The organism is Cupriavidus sp. 21MJTG02-4 (assembly GCF_057798975.1).
The window spans coordinates 308,251-327,188 of record NZ_JBYOJP010000003.1; the positions used below are offsets into that span (position 1 = coordinate 308,251).

Sequence of the window (18,938 nt, forward strand, 5' to 3'; positions counted from 1 at the left end):
GCGACGCCCCGGCGCCATCCGCTCAGGAGGCTACGGATTGCCCCGAACCATGGCCCTCGGACTCCGACAGACAGGCCGCGGCAAATGCCGCGAACACCGGACACGCCGGATTGTGGTTGGCATCGCGCCAGACCAGATGCACCTCGGCCCGCACGTCATCGCGCCAGATCGGCCGGAACACCACGTCGGGAAAATGCAGGTGCTGCGCCGACGCCGGCACCAGCGCCACCCCCAGTCCCGCGCGCACCAGCGCGAGCACGCTATGGGTCTGGCTCATCTGCTGCACCACGCGCGGCGGCCGGCCGGTGCCGGCCAGCACGGAGCCGATCAGGTCGTGGAAGTACTTGCCCTCGGTGGCGGAATACTGGATGAACGGCTGCCCCGCCAGATCGGCCCCCGCGATGCGCTCGCGCGCGGCCAGCGCGTGCGTCGCCTGCACGGCAAGCAGCAGCGGCTCGCTGACCGCCGGCCGGCACTGCAGGTCGGGCTCCATGTCGCCGAGCAGGCGCAGGAAGCCGAGATCGATGGTGCCCGTGCGCAAGGCGTCGATCTGCGCGACCGACACCATCTCATGCAAGGTCACCTCGATCTCGGGCAAGGCTTCACCGGCCCTGGCGATCAGCTTCGGCACGAGGTCGTAGCCCGCCACGGCGGTGAAGCCGATGCGCACCTTGCCGCTGGCGCCCCGGTCGATCCGCCGCGCCACGTCCACCGCGTGCCCCGCCAGGGACAGCAGGCGCCGCGCATCGTCGAGCAATGCCGTGCCCGCCGCGGTCAGCCGCACCACGCGGCTGTTGCGGTCGAACAAGCGCACGCCGAGCGACTCCTCCAGCATGCGGATCTGCCGGCTCAGCGGCGATTGCGTCATGAAGAGCCGCGTCGCCGCGCGGCCGAAATGCAGCTCCTCGCCCACGGCAATAAAGCAGCGCAACTGGTTCAGGTCCGGGATCATTGCATCATGCCAGAAGTTGGATTGATCGATGCAAACTATAGCTTAGACATGCAACGATCGCATTTCTATACTCGGGCAAATCGACAACCTGCCGAGATGCCCGCCAGTGAAACCCGCCATCCTGCTGACCCAGCCCGTCGTCCCCAGCCTTGAAGCCGCCCTCCGGGCGGCCTATGAGATCCACCGCCTGTATGGCACGTCTTCGCCCGACGCGCTGCTTGACGAAATCGGGCCGCGCATCGAGGCGGTCGTTACCGGCGGCTCGCTCGGCCTGAAGGAATCGGTGATGCGCCGGCTGCCTGCGTTGAAGATCGTCGCGGTGTCGGGCGTCGGCACCGACGCGGTCGACCTGTCGTATGCCCGCGAGCGCGGCATCCACGTCACCACCACGCCGGACGTGCTGACCGCAGATGTCGCCGACCAGGCCCTCGGCCTGCTGATCTCGGTGTACCGCCGGCTGACCGAAGCCGAGCGCTACGTGCGTGCCGGCCAGTGGGGCAAGTCGTCCCTGTCGCTCGCGCGGCGCTTCAGCGGCAAGCGCATCGGCATCGTCGGCCTGGGCCGCGTGGGGCGTGCGATCGCCGTGCGCGCGGCGGCGTTTGGCTGCCCGTTGTCGTACACCGACCTGCGCGCGCAGCCGGACGTGCCCTACACGTTCCTGCCGGACATCGTCTCGCTGGCCACCCATTGCGATGCGCTGGTGCTGGCGGCGTCCGCCGACGGCGCGAAGCCGGTGGTCGATGCCGCCGTGCTCGATGCGCTGGGGCCCGACGGCGTGCTGATCAATGTGGCACGCGGACGGCTCGTCGACGAGCCGGAGCTGGTGCGCGCGCTGGAAGCGGGCCGCATTGCCGGTGCCGGACTCGACGTGTTCTTCGACGAGCCGGCCGTGCCGTCCGCGCTGCTCGGCATGGACAACGTCGTCATCCAGCCGCACCGCGCCAGCGCCACCTGGGAGACGCGCGATGCCATGGGCGAGATCGTGCTCGCCAACCTGCGCGCCTGCCTGGCCGGCGAACGTCCGCCGACCACGGTGCTGGCATAAGCCCCGCCCCGACCTCTTTCCCTTATTGAACAGGCGCCACAGAGCGCCGTGACAAGATCCAGGAGACACCATGCAAAGCCGCGCATTCCCGGCCTCTGCCCTCTCGGGCATCCCGTCTGTTTCTGCCAATTCCGTTCGTGCCGTCCTGCCGGCGCTAGGCCTGCTGGCCGTGGCCACGCTCGTCACTCTGGCGCCGCAGTCCGCGCAGGCTGGCGGCGCCTATCCCGAGAAGCCGGTGACCATCGTCGTGCCCTTCCCGCCCGGCGGCGGCACCGACACCGGTGCACGCCTGCTGGCGCAGCGCCTGACCGAGATGTGGGGCAAGGCGGTCGTCATCGAAAACAAGCCCGGCGCCGCCGGCCAGATCGGCAGCGACTACGTGGCCCGTGCGAAGCCGGACGGCTATACGCTGCTGATGGGCAATGTCGGCACGCATGCGATCAACCCGTCGCTGTACAAGTCGTCCTATGACACGGTCAAGAGCTTCGCGCCGGTATCGCTGGTGGCCGAACTGCCGCAGATCATGGTGACCGCCCCCGGCAACCCCGCCGCGACCGTGCCGCAGGCGATTGCGGCAGGCAAGCGCGAGCCGGGCAAGGTCACGTACAGCAGTTCCGGCAGCGGCAGCTCGATGCATCTGGCCGGGGCCATGTTCGCGCGCCAGGCCGGCGTCGATATGCTGCACGTGGCCTACAAGGGCGGCGGTCCGGCCGTGTCTGACGTCATGGCCGGCCATGTGAACTACACGTTCGCGACGCTGTACGAAACCATGGGCATGATCAAGGGCGGCAAGCTCAAGGCAGTAGCCGTGACCGGCGACAAGCGCGCGGCCGCCATGCCCAACGTGCCGACCGTGGCAGAAGCCGGCCTGGCCGGTTATGAAGCGGTGTCGTGGATCGGCCTGCTGGCGCCGGCGGGGACGCCGCCCGCGCTCGTCGGCAAGATCTCGCAGGACGTGCGCACGGCACTGGCCGACCCGAAGGTGAAACAGATGCTGGTCGACCAGGGCGCGGTCCCGGCGACCAGCACGCCAGAGGCCTTTGCCTCGCTGATTGCGCACGATACGGCGCGCTATGCGAAGCTGATCCGCGACCTCGGGATCAAGGTCGAGTGATCCCTGAATCAGGCGTCCCTCATGTCGAGCCGCGTTCGACGATGCGAAACCCGACATCGACGATCGGCTTGGCCACTGGCTCGCCGCGGCAGCGGTCCAGCAGCAACCGCGCCGCCCGCGCCCCGATGGCGGCGCCATCGACCTGCACCGTCGTCAGCGACGGGTTCAGGTGCGCCGCGAAATCGGCATCGCCAAAGCCGCAGATCGCCAGGTCTTCAGGAATGCGCAGCCCGCGCGCCAGCGCCTCGACCATGACGCCCTGCGCCAGCTGGTCGGAACTGCAATAGATCGCCTCGATCGTCGGATCCTTCTCCAGCAGCTCGGCCAGGGCCTGGCGGCCGAGCGCCAGGCTGCTCGGCGCCGGGACAACGACGGTCGGGACGTCATGCCCCAACGTCGAGACCAGGCCCTCGCGCCGCACCGACGCGCGGTGATCGTCGCCGGTCGCGATGCCCAGGCGGCGCCACCCCTTGCCGAGGAAGTATCCCGCGATGGCGCTGCCCACCTTGAGGTGGGAGAACCCCACCACCATGTCGACCGGCCGGTCGCTGAGATCCCACATTTCGACGACCGGGATGCCGGCGCGCCGCAGGCGCTCGCGCGACGCCTGCGAGTGGACCAGCCCGATCAAGGCAATGCCGTCCGGGCGGCGGCTGATCATGGTGCCAAGCAGCGCCGCTTCGCGCGCGTGGTCGTAGCCCGTCTGACCGAGAATCAACTGGTAGCCGGCCGCGTCTAGCGCATCCGTTAGCGCCTTGACCGTGGGCAGGAACTGCGCGACCGCGATGTTCGGCACCAGCGCCGCCACCATCAGGCTGCGCTTCGACTTGAGCCCGCCCGCCAGCAGGTTGGGGATATAGCCCGTTGTCTCGACCGCCTTCTGTACCCGCGCGATGGTCTTTTCCGACACCATGCCGGGGTTGCCGAGCGCGCGCGACGCGGTAATCAACGAGACGCCGGCCTCGCGCGCCACATCATGCAGCGTCACGGATTTCGGCCCATTGGAATTCGACATGCGGGTCCTGAATCAGGGTAAATCGCTACCGGCGCCAGGCGCTAAGGCGATTGACGCTCGGGAATGACAACGTTAGCATTTCATCCACTCCCGCGACGGTCGCTTTCGCTATCCAGAGATATAGACGGCTCAATCGCGCATAGGAATGACGCATGGATTATACCAGTCCCTTCGTCTTGAAATGATAACGTTGTCATTTTGCGAATCGAAACTGACCTCTCTCCCTTGTTGCCCGCACCCATGACGAACCTTGCCGCTCCATCCGCCGACGCCATCGCCTCGATCAAGCTTTCCTCGTGCTACCTGCCGCTGGCCACGCCGATCAGCGATGCCAAGGTCCTGACCGGCCGCCAGAAGCCGATGACCGAGGTGGCGATCCTCTTTGCCGAGATCCGGACGCGCGACGGCCACGAAGGCATCGGCTTCAGCTATGCCAAGCGCGCCGGCGGCCCCGGCCAGTTCGCGCATGCCCGCGAGATCGCCCCGGCGCTGATTGGCGAAGACCCGAGCGATATCGCGCGGCTGTGGGACAAGCTCTGCTGGGCAGGCGCCTCGGTCGGCCGCAGCGGCCTGTCGACGCAGGCCATCGGCGCGTTCGATGTCGCGCTGTGGGACCTGAAGGCCAGGCGTGCGGGCTTGTCGCTGGCCAAGCTGCTGGGCGCCCATCGCGACGCCGTGCGCTGCTACAACACGTCGGGCGGTTTCCTGCACACCCCGCTGGACCAGTTGCTGGTCAATGCGGCGGCATCGGTCGAGCGCGGCATCGGCGGGATCAAGCTGAAGGTCGGCCAGCCCAATGGCGCGCTCGATATCCAGCGCGTGGCGGCGGTGCGAGAGCGTCTGGGCGATGCGGTGCCGATCATGGTCGATGCCAACCAGCAATGGGACCGTCCGACCGCGCAGCGCATGTGCCGCACGTTCGAGTCCTTCAAGCTGGTCTGGATCGAGGAGCCGCTGGACGCCTACGACCACGAAGGCCATGCCGCGCTCGCCACGCAATTCGACACGCCGATCGCGACCGGTGAAATGCTGACCAGCGCGGCCGAGCACTGGGACCTGATCCGCCACCGCGCCGCCGACTACCTGATGCCCGATGCCCCGCGCGTCGGCGGCATCACGCCGTTCCTGAAGGTCTGCGCGCTGGCCGAGCATGCGGGCCTGATGATCGCGCCGCATTTCGCGATGGAGCTGCACGTGCACCTTGCCGCGGCTTACCCGCGCGAACCGTGGGTCGAGCACTTCGACTGGCTCGAACCGTTGTTCAACGAACGACTGGACATCCGCGACGGGCGCATCATCGTGCCGACCCGGCCGGGCCTGGGCATCACCATCAGCGAACAGGCGCGCGCCTGGACGCGCGAGCAGGCTGTATTTGGCGAGCAGGCCTGACATCGCCCACCGCATTCCGCAGGCTTCCCACACAAGAGAGCAAGAGAGACAAGGAGACAGGACATGAAGAAGCTGATTGCATCCGCACTGATGACACTCGCCATGACAGGGGCGCAGGCCGCGTGGCCGGAGAAGCCGGTCACGCTGGTGGTGCCCTTCCCCGCTGGCGGCTCCACCGACAACGTGGCGCGCATCCTCAGCGCGAAGTACCAGGCGCAGTTCGGCGGCAGCTTCGTGGTCGACAACCGGCCCGGCGCGGCCGGCATGATCGGCGCCGCAACGGTCAAGCGCGCGCCGGCCGATGGCTACACCGTGTTCGTCTCGTCGCTCGGACCGTTCGTGATCGGCCCGCACCTGACGAAGAACGCGGGCTACGATCCGCTCAAGGACTTCGACTACATCAGCGTGGCGGTGCAGGCGCCGAACGTGCTGGCCGTGCCGGCGAATTCGCGCTTCAAGACCATCCAGGATGTTGTCGCCTACGAGAAGGCCAATCCGAACAAGCTGACGTTCGCGTCCGCCGGCAACGGCACCAGCGACCATCTCACGGCAGAGTTGTTCTGGCAGCAAACCGGCACGACCGGCATCCATGTGCCGTACAAGGGCGGCGCCCCTGCGATGAACGACCTGCTCGGCGGGCAGGTCGACGCCACCTTCATGAACATCAACACGGCGGTGCCGCACATCAAGGCGGGCAAGCTGCGCGCGCTGGCCATCACCAGTACCGCGCGCTCGCCGATCCTGCCCGATGTGCCCACCATGGACGAATCCGGCATCAAGGGCGTGACGGTCTACTCGTGGCAGGCCGTGGCGGCGCCCAAGGGACTGCCGCCGGAGGTCAAGGCGAAGCTGCACAGCGCCACGGTCGCGGCGCTCAATGACCCGGCGGTCAAGGCCAGGCTGCTCGAAGTCGGCTTCGAGATCGTCGCCAATACGCCCGAGCAGTTCACCGCGTTCCAGGCCTCCGAGTTCGCACGCTGGAAGAAGGTGATCGAGGTGGGCAAGATCACGGCGGACTGACGCGCCCGCCGGAAGGACGCGATTCAGCCGGCGCTTTTCGCGCCATGGTGTCCGGCCCCGTTCGACCGCTTGGTGCGACGGATCACCATGAACACCAGCAGCACGACCGGCACGATCAGCAGGCCCTCGACCAGTTCGGGGTCCATGCCCAGGTGCAGCGCGTGCAGCGAGCGCAGGCCGACTGCCGTCAGCGAGAGCACATAGTAGGAAATCGCAGCCACGGACAGCCCTTCCACCGCGTGCTGCAGATGGAGCTGTGTGCGCGCGGTGCGATCCATCCCTGCCAGCAGCCGCATGGTATTGCCTTCCTGTGCGAGGCTGACGCGCGTGCGCAGCAGGTCGACCGCGCGCGCGACGCGCGTCGTGAACTGCTCCAGGCGGTTCGCGCTGGCGCGGCACGTGTCCATTGCCGGCGTGAAGCGGCGCTCCATGAATTCGGCGATGGTCGGGATGCCCTCGATGCGTTCCTCGCGCAGTTCCTGGATGCGGGCCATCACCAGCCGTTCGTAGGCGCGGCTGGCGCTGAAGCGGTGGCTCGACTCCGCCAGCGCCTCGCCGCGCACGGCCAGGTGCGTGAGTTCCTGCAGCAGGTTGGCGTCCACCTTGTCGTCCGGCGCGGAGTCCATGCGGTGCATCAGTCCGGCCAGCGAGCGCTGCAGCACGTTGAGCGAACGGCCCAGTTCGCGCGCGGCGGGCAGCGCCAGCAGGGCCATCATGCGATAGGTCTCGATCTCGTACAGCCGCTGCAGCAGGCGTCCGCCCTGCGCCTCGCGGAAGCCCTCGTCGATGACCAGGAAGCGCGAAAAGCCATCGGGCTTGATGGTCCAGTCGCAATAGACCTCGCCGTTGCCCAGCACGCGGCTGCCGACCTTGATCGGGCCGTCGATCCACTGCCGGTAGTCATGGCGTGCAGCCGGGGCATTCTCGCCGGACACCAGCTCCATGCGGATGGCGACGAACCGCTTGCCCGCGATCAGCTCGAACCAGGCCGCTGGTATGTGTTCGGTGGCCAGCCCGGAGAAGTAATCGGTGTCATGCCGGCTGGCCACGAACGTATAGGTCGAGAATTCGGTGTGGCGTTCCCACTTCAGCTGGCGCTCGCCATTCCATTGCGCGGCATAGTGCGTACTGCCCGCCTCCGGCGGCGGCATGCCGGTGAGTTCGCACAACGCCGTCAGCAACTGCTCATGTACGGCGGCATCGTCGGCCGCATAGATCGCCAGGTGAGCGAGGGCGACGGAGCCTGACAAGCGCAGGAAAGGTCTTGCGTGCAGTTCGTTGGCAAGGCTGGCGCGCAGGGCGTGGTCCATATAGTCGGTCTTTCGGAAGGTTTCGGTCAGGGGCGTCCGTCAGGATATCAGTCGAAGATGACCGAACGTCGGCACCGAACGTTAGCAAGACCCGGGCCAGAAACCCGAAATCTATCCTTCCCTGCCTTCCGCGGGCGCCACAGTCGCCCCCTGGATCCCATGCCGGGCCAGCGCACCGGCCACCACACCGGTCGCCTTCATCGCTTCGACAAAGCCAGCGAGAAAAACCGCCGCGCGCTCGCCACGCGACTTCGGCAAGCCCATCGCCTGCCGGATCACCATGAAGCGCTCGCCGAGCAGCCGCAGGCCATTTTTTCCCGCCGCATCGGATTCCAGTTGCTGTCTGACCCCCGCGGCCACCTCCGCGCCTTGCTCAAGGAAGGTCTGCACCACCGTCGGCGACGTCGGCGCGCGAACGATTTCCGCATGCCGCAGTTCCCGGGTCAGATAGAGGTCATAAGCACTGCCCTTGCCGACCACGACACGCACGCCGGGCTGGTCGACATCGGCATTGGACACGACCGGCGAATCTGCCCGCACCAGGTAGCAGCCTTCGATCAGCACATAGGGCGCGGTGAAAGCAATCGATGCGCCACGCTTGGGGTCGATCGCGAAGAAGCCCACGTCCGCTTGCTCGTTGCTCACCACGTCGACCGACTTGCCGGCGGCATCCACCACTATCAGTTCCAACGGCACGCCCAGCCGGTCCGCCAGTGCCCCGGCCAGATCGACCGATACGCCGCACGCGGCACCGTCGGCGGCACGCCCGGCAAGGATCGGATTGCCGAGGTTGATCGAAGCGCGCAGCACCCCGGTGGGGGCGAAAGCAGTCAGCAGGTCTTGGTCTACGGTCATGGCATGGGGCCGGCAACGGCCGGTGCTAGGGTTCGAGGATCTCGCTGATTTGCGCCAGCGCGTCGAGGGTATGTTCGAGGTGTTCACGCATCGCCGCCGAAGCCTCCTCATTGCGCTCGCGCGCGAGCAGGTCCAGCAGGTGCAGGTGCTGCTTCGCGTGTTCTGCGTAACGTTCGCGATGCCGCATGGAACGGTAGGACAACAAGCGCCGCACGCGGTTGACGCGGCGGATCGTGTCGACGAAAAACGGATTGCCCGACGCTTCGACCAGCGACTCATGGAAGCGCACGCCACGGTCATGAAGCTGGTCCGCGGTGTCGGTCTCGATGCCGCCGTCGAGCAGGTGGTTTTCCGCCGCGCGCAGGCGCTCGATGGTCTTGCGCTCGATGCGATAGCCGGGCTCCAAAAGCGCCGCTGGCTCCAGCGCCAGGCGCAGCCGGTACGACTGCAGCAGCGAGTCCGGCGTGGTCAGCATCGACGAAAACTCCCAGCCATAGCCAGGCTTGCGCTCGGCCCAGCCCTCCTGCGCAATCCGCTTGAGCACCGTGTTGAGCTGCGTCGCGGTCAGGCCGTAGCGGGACCTGAGCAATTGCTCGGAGACCTCGTTGTCGAGCTTGCCCCGCAGCAGGTCTTCAGCCATCTGGAAATAGGCGGCAGCGGCCACGTCGGGCTCGGCAAGGCCCAGCTGCGTAGCCAGTTCACCGGCCGGCGCCGCGACTTCGCGCGCCAGGAAAAAGCCGCGGTTGCGCTCGCGCGTGAGCACGCCCTTCTCGTGCAGCAGGGCCAGCGCCTCGTTGACGGGCGAGCGCGACACGCGCAGCTTGTCGGCCAGCATCTGCGCCGGCAGGTGGGCGCCGACCGGCATGCCTTCTGCCTGGATCAGCTCGACAATCCGCGTCGCAATGGATCGATCGTGGTTCATGGGTGGTTCGACGTGCCGGCCGGAAGCGGTCATGGTGTCGCCACGCCGCTCCGCTGCCCTGCCAGCGTCTTCTGCAGGATGGATGGAATCACGCCACCACGCCGCAACAGCTCGATCTCGAGCCGCGTTTCCACGGCGGCGGTGGCTTCAAATGCATCCACCGAACCGTTCGCGCGCATGATGCGCACCGGGACCCTGCCACGCGGCACGAGCGCTTCGGGCATGGCGCTGACATGGATCTTGTCGCCGGGACGGATGTCCAGCGCTTGCGGCGTCACGCCCTCTGGCCACCGCAATGGCAGGATGCCCATGCCGATCAGGTTGGAACGGTGAATGCGCTCGAAGCTTACCGCAATCACCGCGCGGATTCCCAGCAGGCGCTGCCCCTTGGCAGCCCAGTCGCGCGATGAGCCCGTGCCGTAGCGGGCGCCCGCGACCAGCACCACGGCGTCGCCGTCCTGCCGGTAGCGCCGGGCGACCTCGAAGATCGGCTGCACGTCGCCGCTGGGCACGTGCACGGTGTTTGCCGTCGGCACATCGGGCTGCAGCAGGTTGACCAGCGTCTTGTTGTAGAACGCGGCCCGCATCATCACTTCCCAGTTGCCGCGACGCGAAGCGAACACGTTGAGGTCGTCGCGGCTGGCGCCGCGGCTCACCAGAAAGTCGGCGACGAAACTGTCCTTGGGGATCGCGCTCGCCGGCGAGATATGGTCCGTGGTGATGTCATCGCCGAGCACCAGCAGCGGATACGCAGCATAGTCGCCGAGTTGCGTGCCCTGGTCGAGCGAGGCAAACGGCGGCCGGCGCAACGCGGTCGAGGCCTCGTCCCACGGGTAGCGCGGCGTGGCCGGCGACGGCAACGCGGCCCAGGCCGGATTGCGCGATGCCACCGCGAAGGCCTGCCGGTAATCGGAAGGCTCGGCTCCGGCGGCCACCAGCGCCGCGATCTCCTCGCGCGACGGCCACAGGTCGCGCAGGTGGACCGGCGTGCCATCGGCCGCAACCTGGACCGGCTCGGTGCCGAGATTGCGCTCGGCATCGCCGGCCAGCGCAAACGCCACCACCAGCGGCGGCGACATGATGAAGCCCAGGCTAAGGTCCGGATGCACGCGGCCGGGGAAATTGCGGTTGCCCGACAGGATCGCGACCGGCTGTGCCGAGGCTTCGGCAATCACTTGCCGGATCGGCTCTGTCAGCGGCCCCGGATTGCCGATGCAGGTCGTGCAGCCGAAGCCGACGATATCGAAGCCCACGGCGCAGAGATCCCCGATCAGGCCCGCGCGATCCAGATACCGTGCCGCCGCAGGCGATCCCGGGGCAAGCGAAGTCTTGATCCACGACGGCACGCGCAACCCCAGCGCCCGCGCCTTCCGAGCGACCAGGCCCGCCGCAACGAGCAAGGCCGGATCCGACGTATTGGTGCAGCTGGTAATGGCGGCAATCGCAACCGGACGGCGGGGCATGCCATCGCGCTGCATCTTCCGCTCGAACGGAATGGCGGCAAGCGCGCCGGCAGTATCCGTATAGGGAAGCAAGTCCTGCGGGCGGCGCGGACCCGCTACGTGCATGCCGATGCGATCCAGGTCGATATGGAGCACCCGCGTGTAGCGCGGCTCGGCACCGGGCTCGAACCATAACCCGGCGCGGCGCGCAAAGGCCTCCACCAGTGCGAGGGAGGCAGCATCGCGACCGGTGGTGCGCAGGTAGTCCAGCGTGTGGCCGTCGATCGGGAAGAAGCCGGTGGTCGCGCCATACTCGGGCGCCATATTCGCTACGACCGAGCGGTCGCCCGCCGACAGCGTGGATACCCCCGGCCCGAAGAATTCGACGAACTCGCCCGACACGCCGATGCCACGCAGTTGCTGTGTGACGTTCAGGGCCAGGTCGGTCGCCAGCGTGCCGGCCGGCAGCGCGCCCGTCAGCCTGACACCGATCACATCGGGAATGCGCTGCATCACCGGCATGCCGAACATCACGGTCTGCGCCTCCAGCCCGCCGACCCCCCAGCCCAGCACGCCGATGCCGTTGATCATCGGCGTGTGGCTGTCGGTGCCGATCAGCGTGTCGGGCACGGCCCACGCTTCACCGTCGCGCTGCACGGTCGTCACGACCGTCGCCAGCTGCTCCAGGTTGATCGTATGCATGATCCCCGTGCCCGGCGGATGGATGCGCACGCCGCGCAGCGCCTTCGACGCCCAGCGCAGGAAGCTGTAGCGCTCGGCATTGCGCCGGCTCTCCACATCGAGGTTCAGGCTGGCCGCGTCCGGGCGGGCGAAGTACTCCACCGCGAGCGAGTGGTCCACCGAGGAGTCGACCGGCAGGACCGGATTGAGCGCATCGGGATCGGCGCCGGCTTCCGCCAGCGCATCGCGCATGGCGGCGATGTCGACCAGCGCCGGCGTGCTGGTGGTGTCGTGCATCAGTACGCGGCCAGGCTGGAACGCGATCTCATCTTCGCTCGTGCCGTGGTCCAGCCAGCCGACGATGGCGGCGATGGCTGCGTCGCGCTCCTCGCCCTCCATGTTGCGGATCACATTCTCCATAAGCAGGCGCAGGACGACCGGCAGCCGTCGCAGCGTACCGCCAAGCATGGCGGGCAGGTCCACGAACCGGTATGTGGCGTCGCCAGCGCTGAACTGACCCTCGACGGGGTGAATGGGGGAGCGGTAGGTGTTTTCCATGACTGTACTTTGCACATGTTTACGTAAAAATGCAATCAAGTGCAAACCCGAACCCCACGGAAAACCGGAGACGATCCCTTGAAACCCACCGCTTCCCGCGACGTGCTGCCGCCGTCCGACCCCACACGCCGCCGATTGCTCCAGGGCGGCACCTCCGCGGCGGCGCTCGCCCTGGTCGGCATGGGCGCCACCGAGGCACAGGAGGCTCAGCCGGGTAGCCGCACAACTTCAAAGAAAGAAACCACACGCCCCGAAGGAACAGTGATGTACGCATACGTAGGCTCGCGAACGACGCGCGAACGCAATGCCCGCGGCGACGGTATCAGCGTCTACCGCGTCGATACCGCGACCGGCGCGCTGCAGATGACCCAACTGGTCAGCGGCCTGGTCAACCCGTCGTTCCTGGCCCTGAACCGCGACGGCGACCGGCTCTACACGGTCCATGGCGACGTTAGCGACATCAGTGCCTTCGCCGTCGACAAGGCCAGCGGCAAGCTCGAATTCATCAACCGGCAGAGCACGCAGGGCAAGAACCCGGTCCACCTGGCAATCGACCCGAGCGGGCGCCATGTCGTGGTCTCGAACCACATCGGCGCCAGTCTTGCGGTACTGCCGCTGAATGCGGACGGCTCGCTCGGCGAACTGACGCAGCTGGTGAAGCTCGATGGCCCCATCGGCCCGCATCGCGTCGAGCAAAAGCAGGCCAAGCCCCACTTCAACCCGTTCGACCCGAGCGGCCGGTTCGTGATCGTTCCGGACAAGGGCCTGGACCGGACCTTCACCTTCCGCTTCGCCGACGGCAAGCTGTCCCCGGCGGCACCCGCCTTCGTCGGCGCGCGCGAAGGCGCGGGGCCGCGCCATATCGCCTTCCATCCGGGCGGCCGCTTTGCCTATGTCGTCAACGAACTCGACTCGACCGTCACGGCCTACGCGTATGACGCAACCTCCGGCGCGCTGACGCCCCTGCAGATCCTGTCGAGCCTGCCCGACACGTTTACCGGCAACAGCCGCGCATCGGAGATCGAGGTCGATGCCAGCGGGCGCTACGTCTATGCGTCGAACCGCGGGCACGACAGCGTGGCGATCTTCCAGGTGGATCCGCGCAGCGGCCACCTGCGCTTCGTTGGCGCCGATCCGTCGCAGGGCCGCACGCCGCGCTTCTTCACCGCATCGCCGGACGGCCGCTTCCTGTACGTGCTGAACGAAGACAGCGATTCGATCGTCGCCATGCGCATCGACCATGCATCGGGCCGCCTGCACCCGACCGGCTTCAGCGTGCAATCGGGCAGCCCGGTCTGCATGGTGTTCTCGCGACGACTGGCATGACATCGCCTCGCCCCCTCCCCGCCACGCCTCACGCACCGGGCAGCACCCGCGCCGGTCCTCACGCCATGCAAGACTCCACCACGCAGAACGAAATGGCCATCGTCAGGAAGATCACCTGGCGCATCATTCCGTTCGTCTTCATCCTGTACATCATCTCGTACCTGGACCGCGCCAACATCGGCTACGCGGCGCTGCAGATGAACAAGGACCTGGCGCTCTCCAGCGAAGCGTTCGGCTTCGTGTCCGGCATCTTCTTTATCGGCTACTTCCTGTTCGAGGTGCCCAGCAACGTGATGCTGAACAAGTTCGGCGCGCGCCGCTGGATCGCGCGCATCCTGCTGACGTGGGGCGCGGTTGCCGTGGCCAGCGCGTTCGTGCAGAGCGCGAACCAGCTCTACGTGCTGCGCTTCCTGCTTGGCGTGGCCGAAGCGGGCTTCTTTCCCGGCATCATCGTCTACCTGACGTACTGGTTCCGCGCGAAGGAACTCGCGACCACGGTGGCCCTGTTCACGGCCGCGATCCCGGTCTCCTACATCGTCGGCGCGCCGCTGAGCACGTGGATCATGGACAACGTGCACTGGCTGCAATGGAGCGGCTGGCGCTGGATGCTGCTGCTGGAAGGGGCACCGGCAATCATCGGCGGCGTACTCTGCTACTTCTGCCTGACCGATCGCCCCAAGGACGCGAAGTGGCTGACGCAGGCCGAGAAAACGTGGCTGACCGACCAGCTCGAGCGCGACCGCCAGGCCCGGCCGAATGCCGAGCACCTCGGCGCGCTCAAGGTCATGCGCAACCCGAAGGTGCTGTACCTGTCTTTCATCTACTTCGTGTACCAGTGCGGCAGCCTGGGCGTGGGGTACTGGATGCCGCAGATCATCAAGGGCTTCTCGGCGGACCTGACGCATACGCAGGTCGGGCTGATCGCCATGGTGCCCTACCTGTTCGCGACGATTGTGATGATCCTGTGGTCGCGCAGTTCGGACCGCCGCAACGAGCGGCGCCTGCACTCGGCCATCCCGCTTGGCGTCGCCGCGGTGGCGCTGCTCGGTGCGGGGCTGCTGTCCGATCCTTTCGTTGCCATCACGCTGGTCAGCGTGAGCCTGGCCGGCCTCTATGCGTTCAAGTCGCCGTTCTGGGCGCTGCCCACGCTGTTCCTGACGCGCTCGACGGCTGCGGTCTCGATCGCCGTGATTAACTCGATCGGCAACCTCGGCGGTTTCGTCGGGCCGTTCGCGATCGGCTACATCAAGGGGCAGAGCCACTCGGCCACGACGGGCCTGATCTTCCTTGCCGGGCTGCTGGTGGTCTCGTTTCTGATGACGGTCTTTATCCGCATCGCCGAAGGGCGGCCGGTGCAGGAAGTCGCCACGGCACCGGGTCAGGCGTCCTGAGCGGCCACGCCGCGGCCGCTACGCACCGCGGTGGCAGTCAGGCTCGTGGTTCGGACAGCAATGAAAGAATCCGCGGATCGTGATCGACTCGCGTTGCATCAACGATCCGAGCCTTGGCCGCATCCGGGTGAGCGGGGTTGAAGAGATAGTTCGAAGCGTAAGGGACCAGGACACTTGGCACCTTCAAGAGCAGAGTGGATCGAACCGAAAGCCACTCCGTCCCAGCATTTTTCGACCAGCTGGCGCTCGTCTTCCAATCGTCTGGCAACTCCGACAAATCTGCCACGGTGATCGAGTCATCCATCTCCACCTTGAGGAGCTGATAGTACTTCGGAAGATCCTCTATCCTCGAGACTTCGTGGTGGACCAGCACTTCCAGGAGAGCCAATGCCGGATGCTCGGCCAGGTACACAACGGGCTGCCCCGGAAAATGCCATCGACCGCCAGCCCGCAAGCCACCGATCCCCTTGAGATCCCCATAGTTGCTGATTCGCCAAAGGACCATCAGGCGAAGTACCCTTCGTCGATCTGAATCAGTTGCTCTTCAACAAGATGAGCGCCCTGCTCTGTTCCGACCATGGACAGCGGCGCTACCCCGCCAAGTCGCTGTTGTTTCGCTCGCAACCAACTGAGCGCTCGCTCGACTTCACCAAATGCGCTAGTGGCCTGGGCAAGGATTCGAGCAAGACGAATCGCCTTGTCCGACTCTTCCACGGTCAACGGCTGCCCTTTTTCACGGCGATGGCTCAAGGTTCGCCGAGGAATGATGAACGCAACCTCGTCCCAGTCGAATCCGGTGTCAAGCAGGCGGTCAAGTATGTCGACAGGCAGGCGGTCATTAGCAAGCGCCGCCAGGTCAGCATCAGTGCGCACCTTAGTGTCTAAAAAGGCGCTTAAGTGTTCCAGATAAAGCGCATAGGGCAGTTGCATGCCCGTTGGCCGAAAAACGATGGTTTGCATAGCGGCTCCGGCAATATGCCCAAAGGTTAGTGGCATTTTGCCGCGACCGCAACCTCTCCTCTTATGCAGGACCATCCCGCGGGATCGTGACCCGCCCTTTCGATGTCATGGTTGCGGAAGCCATGGCAACTCCTGACATTTGCATGTAAGGGCGGCCTACGCGCCGCGGTGCCCCAGCCGCTTCGAGATGGCCTCCACGCAACGGCGCAACGCCTGCGCGACGGGACCGTCCCAGTCGGTATCGACCGTGCCGGTCGGTCCCATGATGGTGACCGTCAGCGCAATGTTTGCCGAATAGTCAAAGACGGGCGCCGAAAACGCGACGATTCCCGGAGTCGGGTGATTGAGGCTGCGAGACATGTGGCGTGTCCGCGCTTCCGCGATCATTTCCTCGACCAGAGCCGCGTCGAGCGGATGCGCGATGTCCGGACCCAACCTGACGCGGTCGTCCAGCAACAGCTGCTCGGTGACCTTGCGCGGCAGGAACGCCGAGAAGACGCGTCCTGTCGCCGTATTGGCCAGCGACATGACCGTCCCGGTCCGGATATTCGTGTGGATCGGATAGGACGCCTCGATCAACCGCACGATCACTGGACCGAGATTGCCCCACACGGCCAGCGCCACCGCATGCGACGTCTGCTCGGACAACGCTTCCGCGAACGGCGTGGCCTCGCGGATCGGGTTCAGCGTCTGCAGGCTGGTCAGCCCGAGCTGGATCGCCATCGGGCCCAGCAAGTAGTGGCCGGTGACCGGGTCCTGCGCGACCAGCCCGATCTTCCCGAAGCTGACCAGGTACGGGTGGATCTTGCCGGACGGCATGCTGGCCGCCTTGACGAGATCGCGCAGCGCCATCGGCCGCGCCTCGGCCGCCAGCACCTTGAGGATTTCCCCCCCGACTTCAATCGACTGTATGCCGCGGCGCTCGCGCTCGGGCGCCGGTTCGGTGTGATCCACGTGTGTCCTGCCAGGAATGAAATGGTGAGGCCAGTATAGCACTAGATATTATCTAGCGCATAAGCGTCGGGTTAACGTGTAGATATTTTCAAGCGCGCTAGTACTAATCTAGCAAACATGGCGTGGCCGCCAGACGCCGGTCCCGCCCGCACTTGAACGGAGAAGTCGATGTCTACACAGCAAGAGGAAACCTGCGACGTACTGGTGATCGGATCAGGCGTTGCCGGCATGTCGGCGGCCATCACGGCCGCCAGTCGCGGACTGAAGGTGGTCGTGGTCGAAAAGGCCAGCTACTACGGCGGCACCACCGCACGCTCGGGTGGCTGGCTCTGGATTCCGAACACGCACCTGGCGACGGCCTATGGCCATCACGAACTGCCGGACCAGGCGTTGACCTATATCCGCAACCAGGCCGGCGCGGGCTTTGACGAGGCACGCGTGCGCGCCTTCCTGGCCAATGGCCCGAAGGCCGTCGAGTTCTTCATGTCGAAGACCGCCGTCCAGTTCGACATGCCGCTCACATTTCCCGACTATCACTCCGAAGCGCCCGGCGCCGCGCAGGGTGGTCGCTCGATGGTCACGCGGCCCTATGACGCGCGCGAACTGGGCCCGCTGCTCAAGACGCTCGGCCCGGTGCTGCCGGAACTGACGGTGTTCGGCGTCACGATCGGCTCGGGCAAGGAGATCGTCCACTTCATGCGGGTCACGCGCTCGCTGGCGTCGGCCTGGTATGTCGCCAAACGGCTGACGCGGCATTTCATGGAGGTGATGAAGTACGGGCGCGGCATGACGCTGACCAACGGCAATGCGCTGGCCGCGCGGCTGGCGAAGTCAGCCTCGGACCTGTCGATCCCCGTCTGGCTGTCTTCGCCGGCCTCGCGGCTGCTGTATGACGGCGAGCGCGTCACGGGCGCCGTGATCGAGCGCAATGGTCTGCGCGTCAGCGTGAAGGCACGCCACGGCGTGGTGCTTGCCAGCGGCGGATTCCCGCACAACAACGAACGCCTCAAGGAGACTTACCCGCACGTGAAGGCCGGCCATGGCCACTTCTCGCCCACGCCGCAGACCAACGTGGGCGATGGCGCGCGCATGGCCGAGGAGGTCGGCGGCCTGTTCGACAAAAGCCTGTCGAATGCCGCGGCCTGGACGCCCATGTCGCTGGTGCCGCGCAAGGACGGCACGACCGGCATCATGCCCCACTTCATCGACCGCGCGAAACCGGGCGTGATTGCCGTCAGCCTGGACGGCCGGCGCTTCGCCAACGAGTCGAACTCGTACCACGATCTGGTGCAGGCCATGATCGCCGCGTCACGCGGCAAGCGCGAGACCGCGTGCTGGCTGATTGCCGATCATGCGGCCATCCGCCGCTACGGGCTGGGCTATGTGAAGCCGTTCCCGCTGCCGCTCGGCCCGCACCTGCGCAATGGCTACCTGCGGCGCGGCAGGACCATCGCGGAGCTGGCGCAGCAGATCGGCGTCGATCCGGCCACGCTCGCCACCACCATCCGCCAGTACAACGACCACGCACAGTATGGGCGCGACCCCGAGTTCGGCCGCGGCAGCAAGGCATACAACCGCTATCAGGGCGACGCCTTGCACGCGCCCAACCCGTGTGTCGCGCCACTGGCCACCGGACCGTTCTACGCGCTCAAGCTCGTCCCGGGCGATCTCGGTTCCTTCATGGGCATCCGCACCAACGAGCACGCGCAGGTCGTGAGCGCGGACGGCTGCGCGATTGCCGGGCTGTACGCCGCCGGAAACGATGCCGCGAGCATCATGGGCGGCGAGTACAACGGCGCGGGCATCACGCTCGGCCCCGGCCTGACCTTCGGCTACATCGTGGGCAACCACATCGCCGACCACATCGAGGCGTCGCCACGCCAGCCGGCCGCCGCGCCAGCGCGCAAACCCGCCGGCGAAGCCGTAGCGATGCACTGATCGCCACGCGCATTGCCGTCCCGCGACTGCCGCCGGTGGTCGCGGTCAATCCGATCCTGTTTCCAC

16 protein-coding genes are annotated in these 18,938 nt (G+C 66.6%); 7 read left to right on the forward strand and 9 right to left on the reverse strand.

What is annotated here, in order from left to right; translation table 11 throughout:
• Positions 1 to 22: 22 nt before the first annotated feature.
• Positions 23 to 952 (reverse strand): LysR family transcriptional regulator, encoded by a 930-nt coding sequence (locus tag AC3FKH_RS07770; RefSeq protein ID WP_488674356.1) that lies wholly within the window; start codon positions 950 to 952, stop codon positions 23 to 25.
• Between the two features lie 106 nt (positions 953 to 1,058).
• Between AC3FKH_RS07770 and AC3FKH_RS07775 the strand changes: the two genes are divergently transcribed.
• Both AC3FKH_RS07775 and AC3FKH_RS07780 read left to right on the forward strand, forming a co-directional pair.
• Entirely contained in the window at positions 1,059 to 1,997 is a 939-nt protein-coding gene (locus tag AC3FKH_RS07775) for a 2-hydroxyacid dehydrogenase (protein WP_488674358.1), read from the forward strand.
• 70 nt (positions 1,998 to 2,067) lie between these two features.
• Positions 2,068 to 3,111, forward strand: a complete 1,044-nt coding sequence (locus AC3FKH_RS07780; protein WP_488674360.1) for a Bug family tripartite tricarboxylate transporter substrate binding protein — start codon at positions 2,068 to 2,070, stop codon at positions 3,109 to 3,111.
• A 19-nt stretch (positions 3,112 to 3,130) separates the two neighbouring features.
• Here AC3FKH_RS07780 and AC3FKH_RS07785 read toward each other — a convergent pair whose 3' ends face one another.
• Positions 3,131 to 4,126 carry a LacI family DNA-binding transcriptional regulator gene (locus AC3FKH_RS07785; RefSeq protein WP_488674362.1) on the reverse strand — a complete coding sequence of 332 codons (996 nt, stop codon included), beginning with the start codon at positions 4,124 to 4,126 and terminating at the stop codon, positions 3,131 to 3,133.
• Positions 4,127 to 4,366: 240 nt separating this feature from the next.
• Here AC3FKH_RS07785 and AC3FKH_RS07790 point away from each other — a divergent pair, with 240 nt between their 5' ends.
• On the forward strand, positions 4,367 to 5,515 hold the full coding sequence (locus AC3FKH_RS07790; protein WP_488674363.1) for an L-talarate/galactarate dehydratase: 1,149 nt from the start codon (positions 4,367 to 4,369) through the stop codon (positions 5,513 to 5,515).
• A 63-nt stretch (positions 5,516 to 5,578) separates the two neighbouring features.
• Positions 5,579 to 6,535, forward strand: a complete 957-nt coding sequence (locus AC3FKH_RS07795; protein ID WP_488674365.1) for a Bug family tripartite tricarboxylate transporter substrate binding protein — start codon at positions 5,579 to 5,581, stop codon at positions 6,533 to 6,535.
• 23 nt (positions 6,536 to 6,558) lie between these two features.
• On the opposite strand, the gene AC3FKH_RS07800 is transcribed toward AC3FKH_RS07795, so the two are convergent.
• From AC3FKH_RS07800 to acnA, 4 genes are all read right to left on the reverse strand, one after another.
• A complete protein-coding gene (locus AC3FKH_RS07800; protein ID WP_488674366.1) occupies positions 6,559 to 7,845 on the reverse strand; it encodes a DUF3422 family protein in 1,287 nt (428 codons plus the stop codon).
• A gap of 111 nt (positions 7,846 to 7,956) precedes the next feature.
• On the reverse strand, positions 7,957 to 8,700 hold the full coding sequence (locus tag AC3FKH_RS07805) for an ABC transporter substrate-binding protein (RefSeq protein ID WP_488674368.1): 744 nt from the start codon (positions 8,698 to 8,700) through the stop codon (positions 7,957 to 7,959).
• A gap of 25 nt (positions 8,701 to 8,725) precedes the next feature.
• Complete coding sequence (locus AC3FKH_RS07810) at positions 8,726 to 9,622, reverse strand: GntR family transcriptional regulator (protein ID WP_488674370.1); 897 nt, start codon at positions 9,620 to 9,622, stop codon at positions 8,726 to 8,728.
• A gap of 29 nt (positions 9,623 to 9,651) precedes the next feature.
• Positions 9,652 to 12,303 (reverse strand): aconitate hydratase AcnA, encoded by a 2,652-nt coding sequence (gene acnA, locus AC3FKH_RS07815; RefSeq protein ID WP_488674372.1) that lies wholly within the window; start codon positions 12,301 to 12,303, stop codon positions 9,652 to 9,654.
• 264 nt (positions 12,304 to 12,567) lie between these two features.
• On the opposite strand from acnA, the gene AC3FKH_RS07820 reads away from it, so the two are divergent.
• Together AC3FKH_RS07820 and AC3FKH_RS07825 are read left to right on the forward strand one after the other, a co-directional pair.
• Positions 12,568 to 13,629 (forward strand): lactonase family protein, encoded by a 1,062-nt coding sequence (locus AC3FKH_RS07820; RefSeq protein WP_488674374.1) that lies wholly within the window; start codon positions 12,568 to 12,570, stop codon positions 13,627 to 13,629.
• Between the two features lie 65 nt (positions 13,630 to 13,694).
• Complete coding sequence (locus AC3FKH_RS07825; RefSeq protein ID WP_488674376.1) at positions 13,695 to 15,020, forward strand: MFS transporter; 1,326 nt, start codon at positions 13,695 to 13,697, stop codon at positions 15,018 to 15,020.
• A gap of 37 nt (positions 15,021 to 15,057) precedes the next feature.
• Here AC3FKH_RS07825 and AC3FKH_RS07830 read toward each other — a convergent pair whose 3' ends face one another.
• The 3 genes from AC3FKH_RS07830 to AC3FKH_RS07840 form a co-directional block, all read right to left on the reverse strand.
• Complete coding sequence (locus AC3FKH_RS07830; protein ID WP_488674869.1) at positions 15,058 to 15,528, reverse strand: RES family NAD+ phosphorylase; 471 nt, start codon at positions 15,526 to 15,528, stop codon at positions 15,058 to 15,060.
• A complete protein-coding gene (locus AC3FKH_RS07835; protein WP_488674378.1) occupies positions 15,525 to 15,980 on the reverse strand; it encodes an Xre family toxin-antitoxin system antitoxin in 456 nt (151 codons plus the stop codon). Before AC3FKH_RS07835 ends, AC3FKH_RS07830 begins: the two co-directional genes overlap by 4 nt.
• A gap of 156 nt (positions 15,981 to 16,136) precedes the next feature.
• Complete coding sequence (locus AC3FKH_RS07840) at positions 16,137 to 16,934, reverse strand: IclR family transcriptional regulator (RefSeq protein ID WP_488674380.1); 798 nt, start codon at positions 16,932 to 16,934, stop codon at positions 16,137 to 16,139.
• 168 nt (positions 16,935 to 17,102) lie between these two features.
• On the opposite strand from AC3FKH_RS07840, the gene AC3FKH_RS07845 reads away from it, so the two are divergent.
• Entirely contained in the window at positions 17,103 to 18,872 is a 1,770-nt protein-coding gene (locus AC3FKH_RS07845) for an FAD-dependent oxidoreductase (RefSeq protein ID WP_488674382.1), read from the forward strand.
• The last annotated feature ends 66 nt before the right edge of the window (positions 18,873 to 18,938 follow it).

Coding starts and splice junctions, on each gene's coding strand:
- AC3FKH_RS07770 (WP_488674356.1), bottom strand. CDS start 952: ATGATCCCGGACCTGAACCAGTTGCGCTGCTTTATTGCCGTGGGCGAG.
- AC3FKH_RS07780 (WP_488674360.1), top strand. CDS start 2,068: ATGCAAAGCCGCGCATTCCCGGCCTCTGCCCTCTCGGGCATCCCGTCT.
- AC3FKH_RS07785 (WP_488674362.1), bottom strand. CDS start 4,126: ATGTCGAATTCCAATGGGCCGAAATCCGTGACGCTGCATGATGTGGCG.
- AC3FKH_RS07790 (WP_488674363.1), top strand. CDS start 4,367: ATGACGAACCTTGCCGCTCCATCCGCCGACGCCATCGCCTCGATCAAG.
- AC3FKH_RS07795 (WP_488674365.1), top strand. CDS start 5,579: ATGAAGAAGCTGATTGCATCCGCACTGATGACACTCGCCATGACAGGG.
- AC3FKH_RS07800 (WP_488674366.1), bottom strand. CDS start 7,845: ATGGACCACGCCCTGCGCGCCAGCCTTGCCAACGAACTGCACGCAAGA.
- AC3FKH_RS07805 (WP_488674368.1), bottom strand. CDS start 8,700: ATGACCGTAGACCAAGACCTGCTGACTGCTTTCGCCCCCACCGGGGTG.
- AC3FKH_RS07810 (WP_488674370.1), bottom strand. CDS start 9,622: ATGAACCACGATCGATCCATTGCGACGCGGATTGTCGAGCTGATCCAG.
- acnA (WP_488674372.1), bottom strand. CDS start 12,303: ATGGAAAACACCTACCGCTCCCCCATTCACCCCGTCGAGGGTCAGTTC.
- AC3FKH_RS07820 (WP_488674374.1), top strand. CDS start 12,568: ATGTACGCATACGTAGGCTCGCGAACGACGCGCGAACGCAATGCCCGC.
- AC3FKH_RS07825 (WP_488674376.1), top strand. CDS start 13,695: ATGCAAGACTCCACCACGCAGAACGAAATGGCCATCGTCAGGAAGATC.
- AC3FKH_RS07835 (WP_488674378.1), bottom strand. CDS start 15,980: ATGCAAACCATCGTTTTTCGGCCAACGGGCATGCAACTGCCCTATGCG.
- AC3FKH_RS07845 (WP_488674382.1), top strand. CDS start 17,103: ATGTCTACACAGCAAGAGGAAACCTGCGACGTACTGGTGATCGGATCA.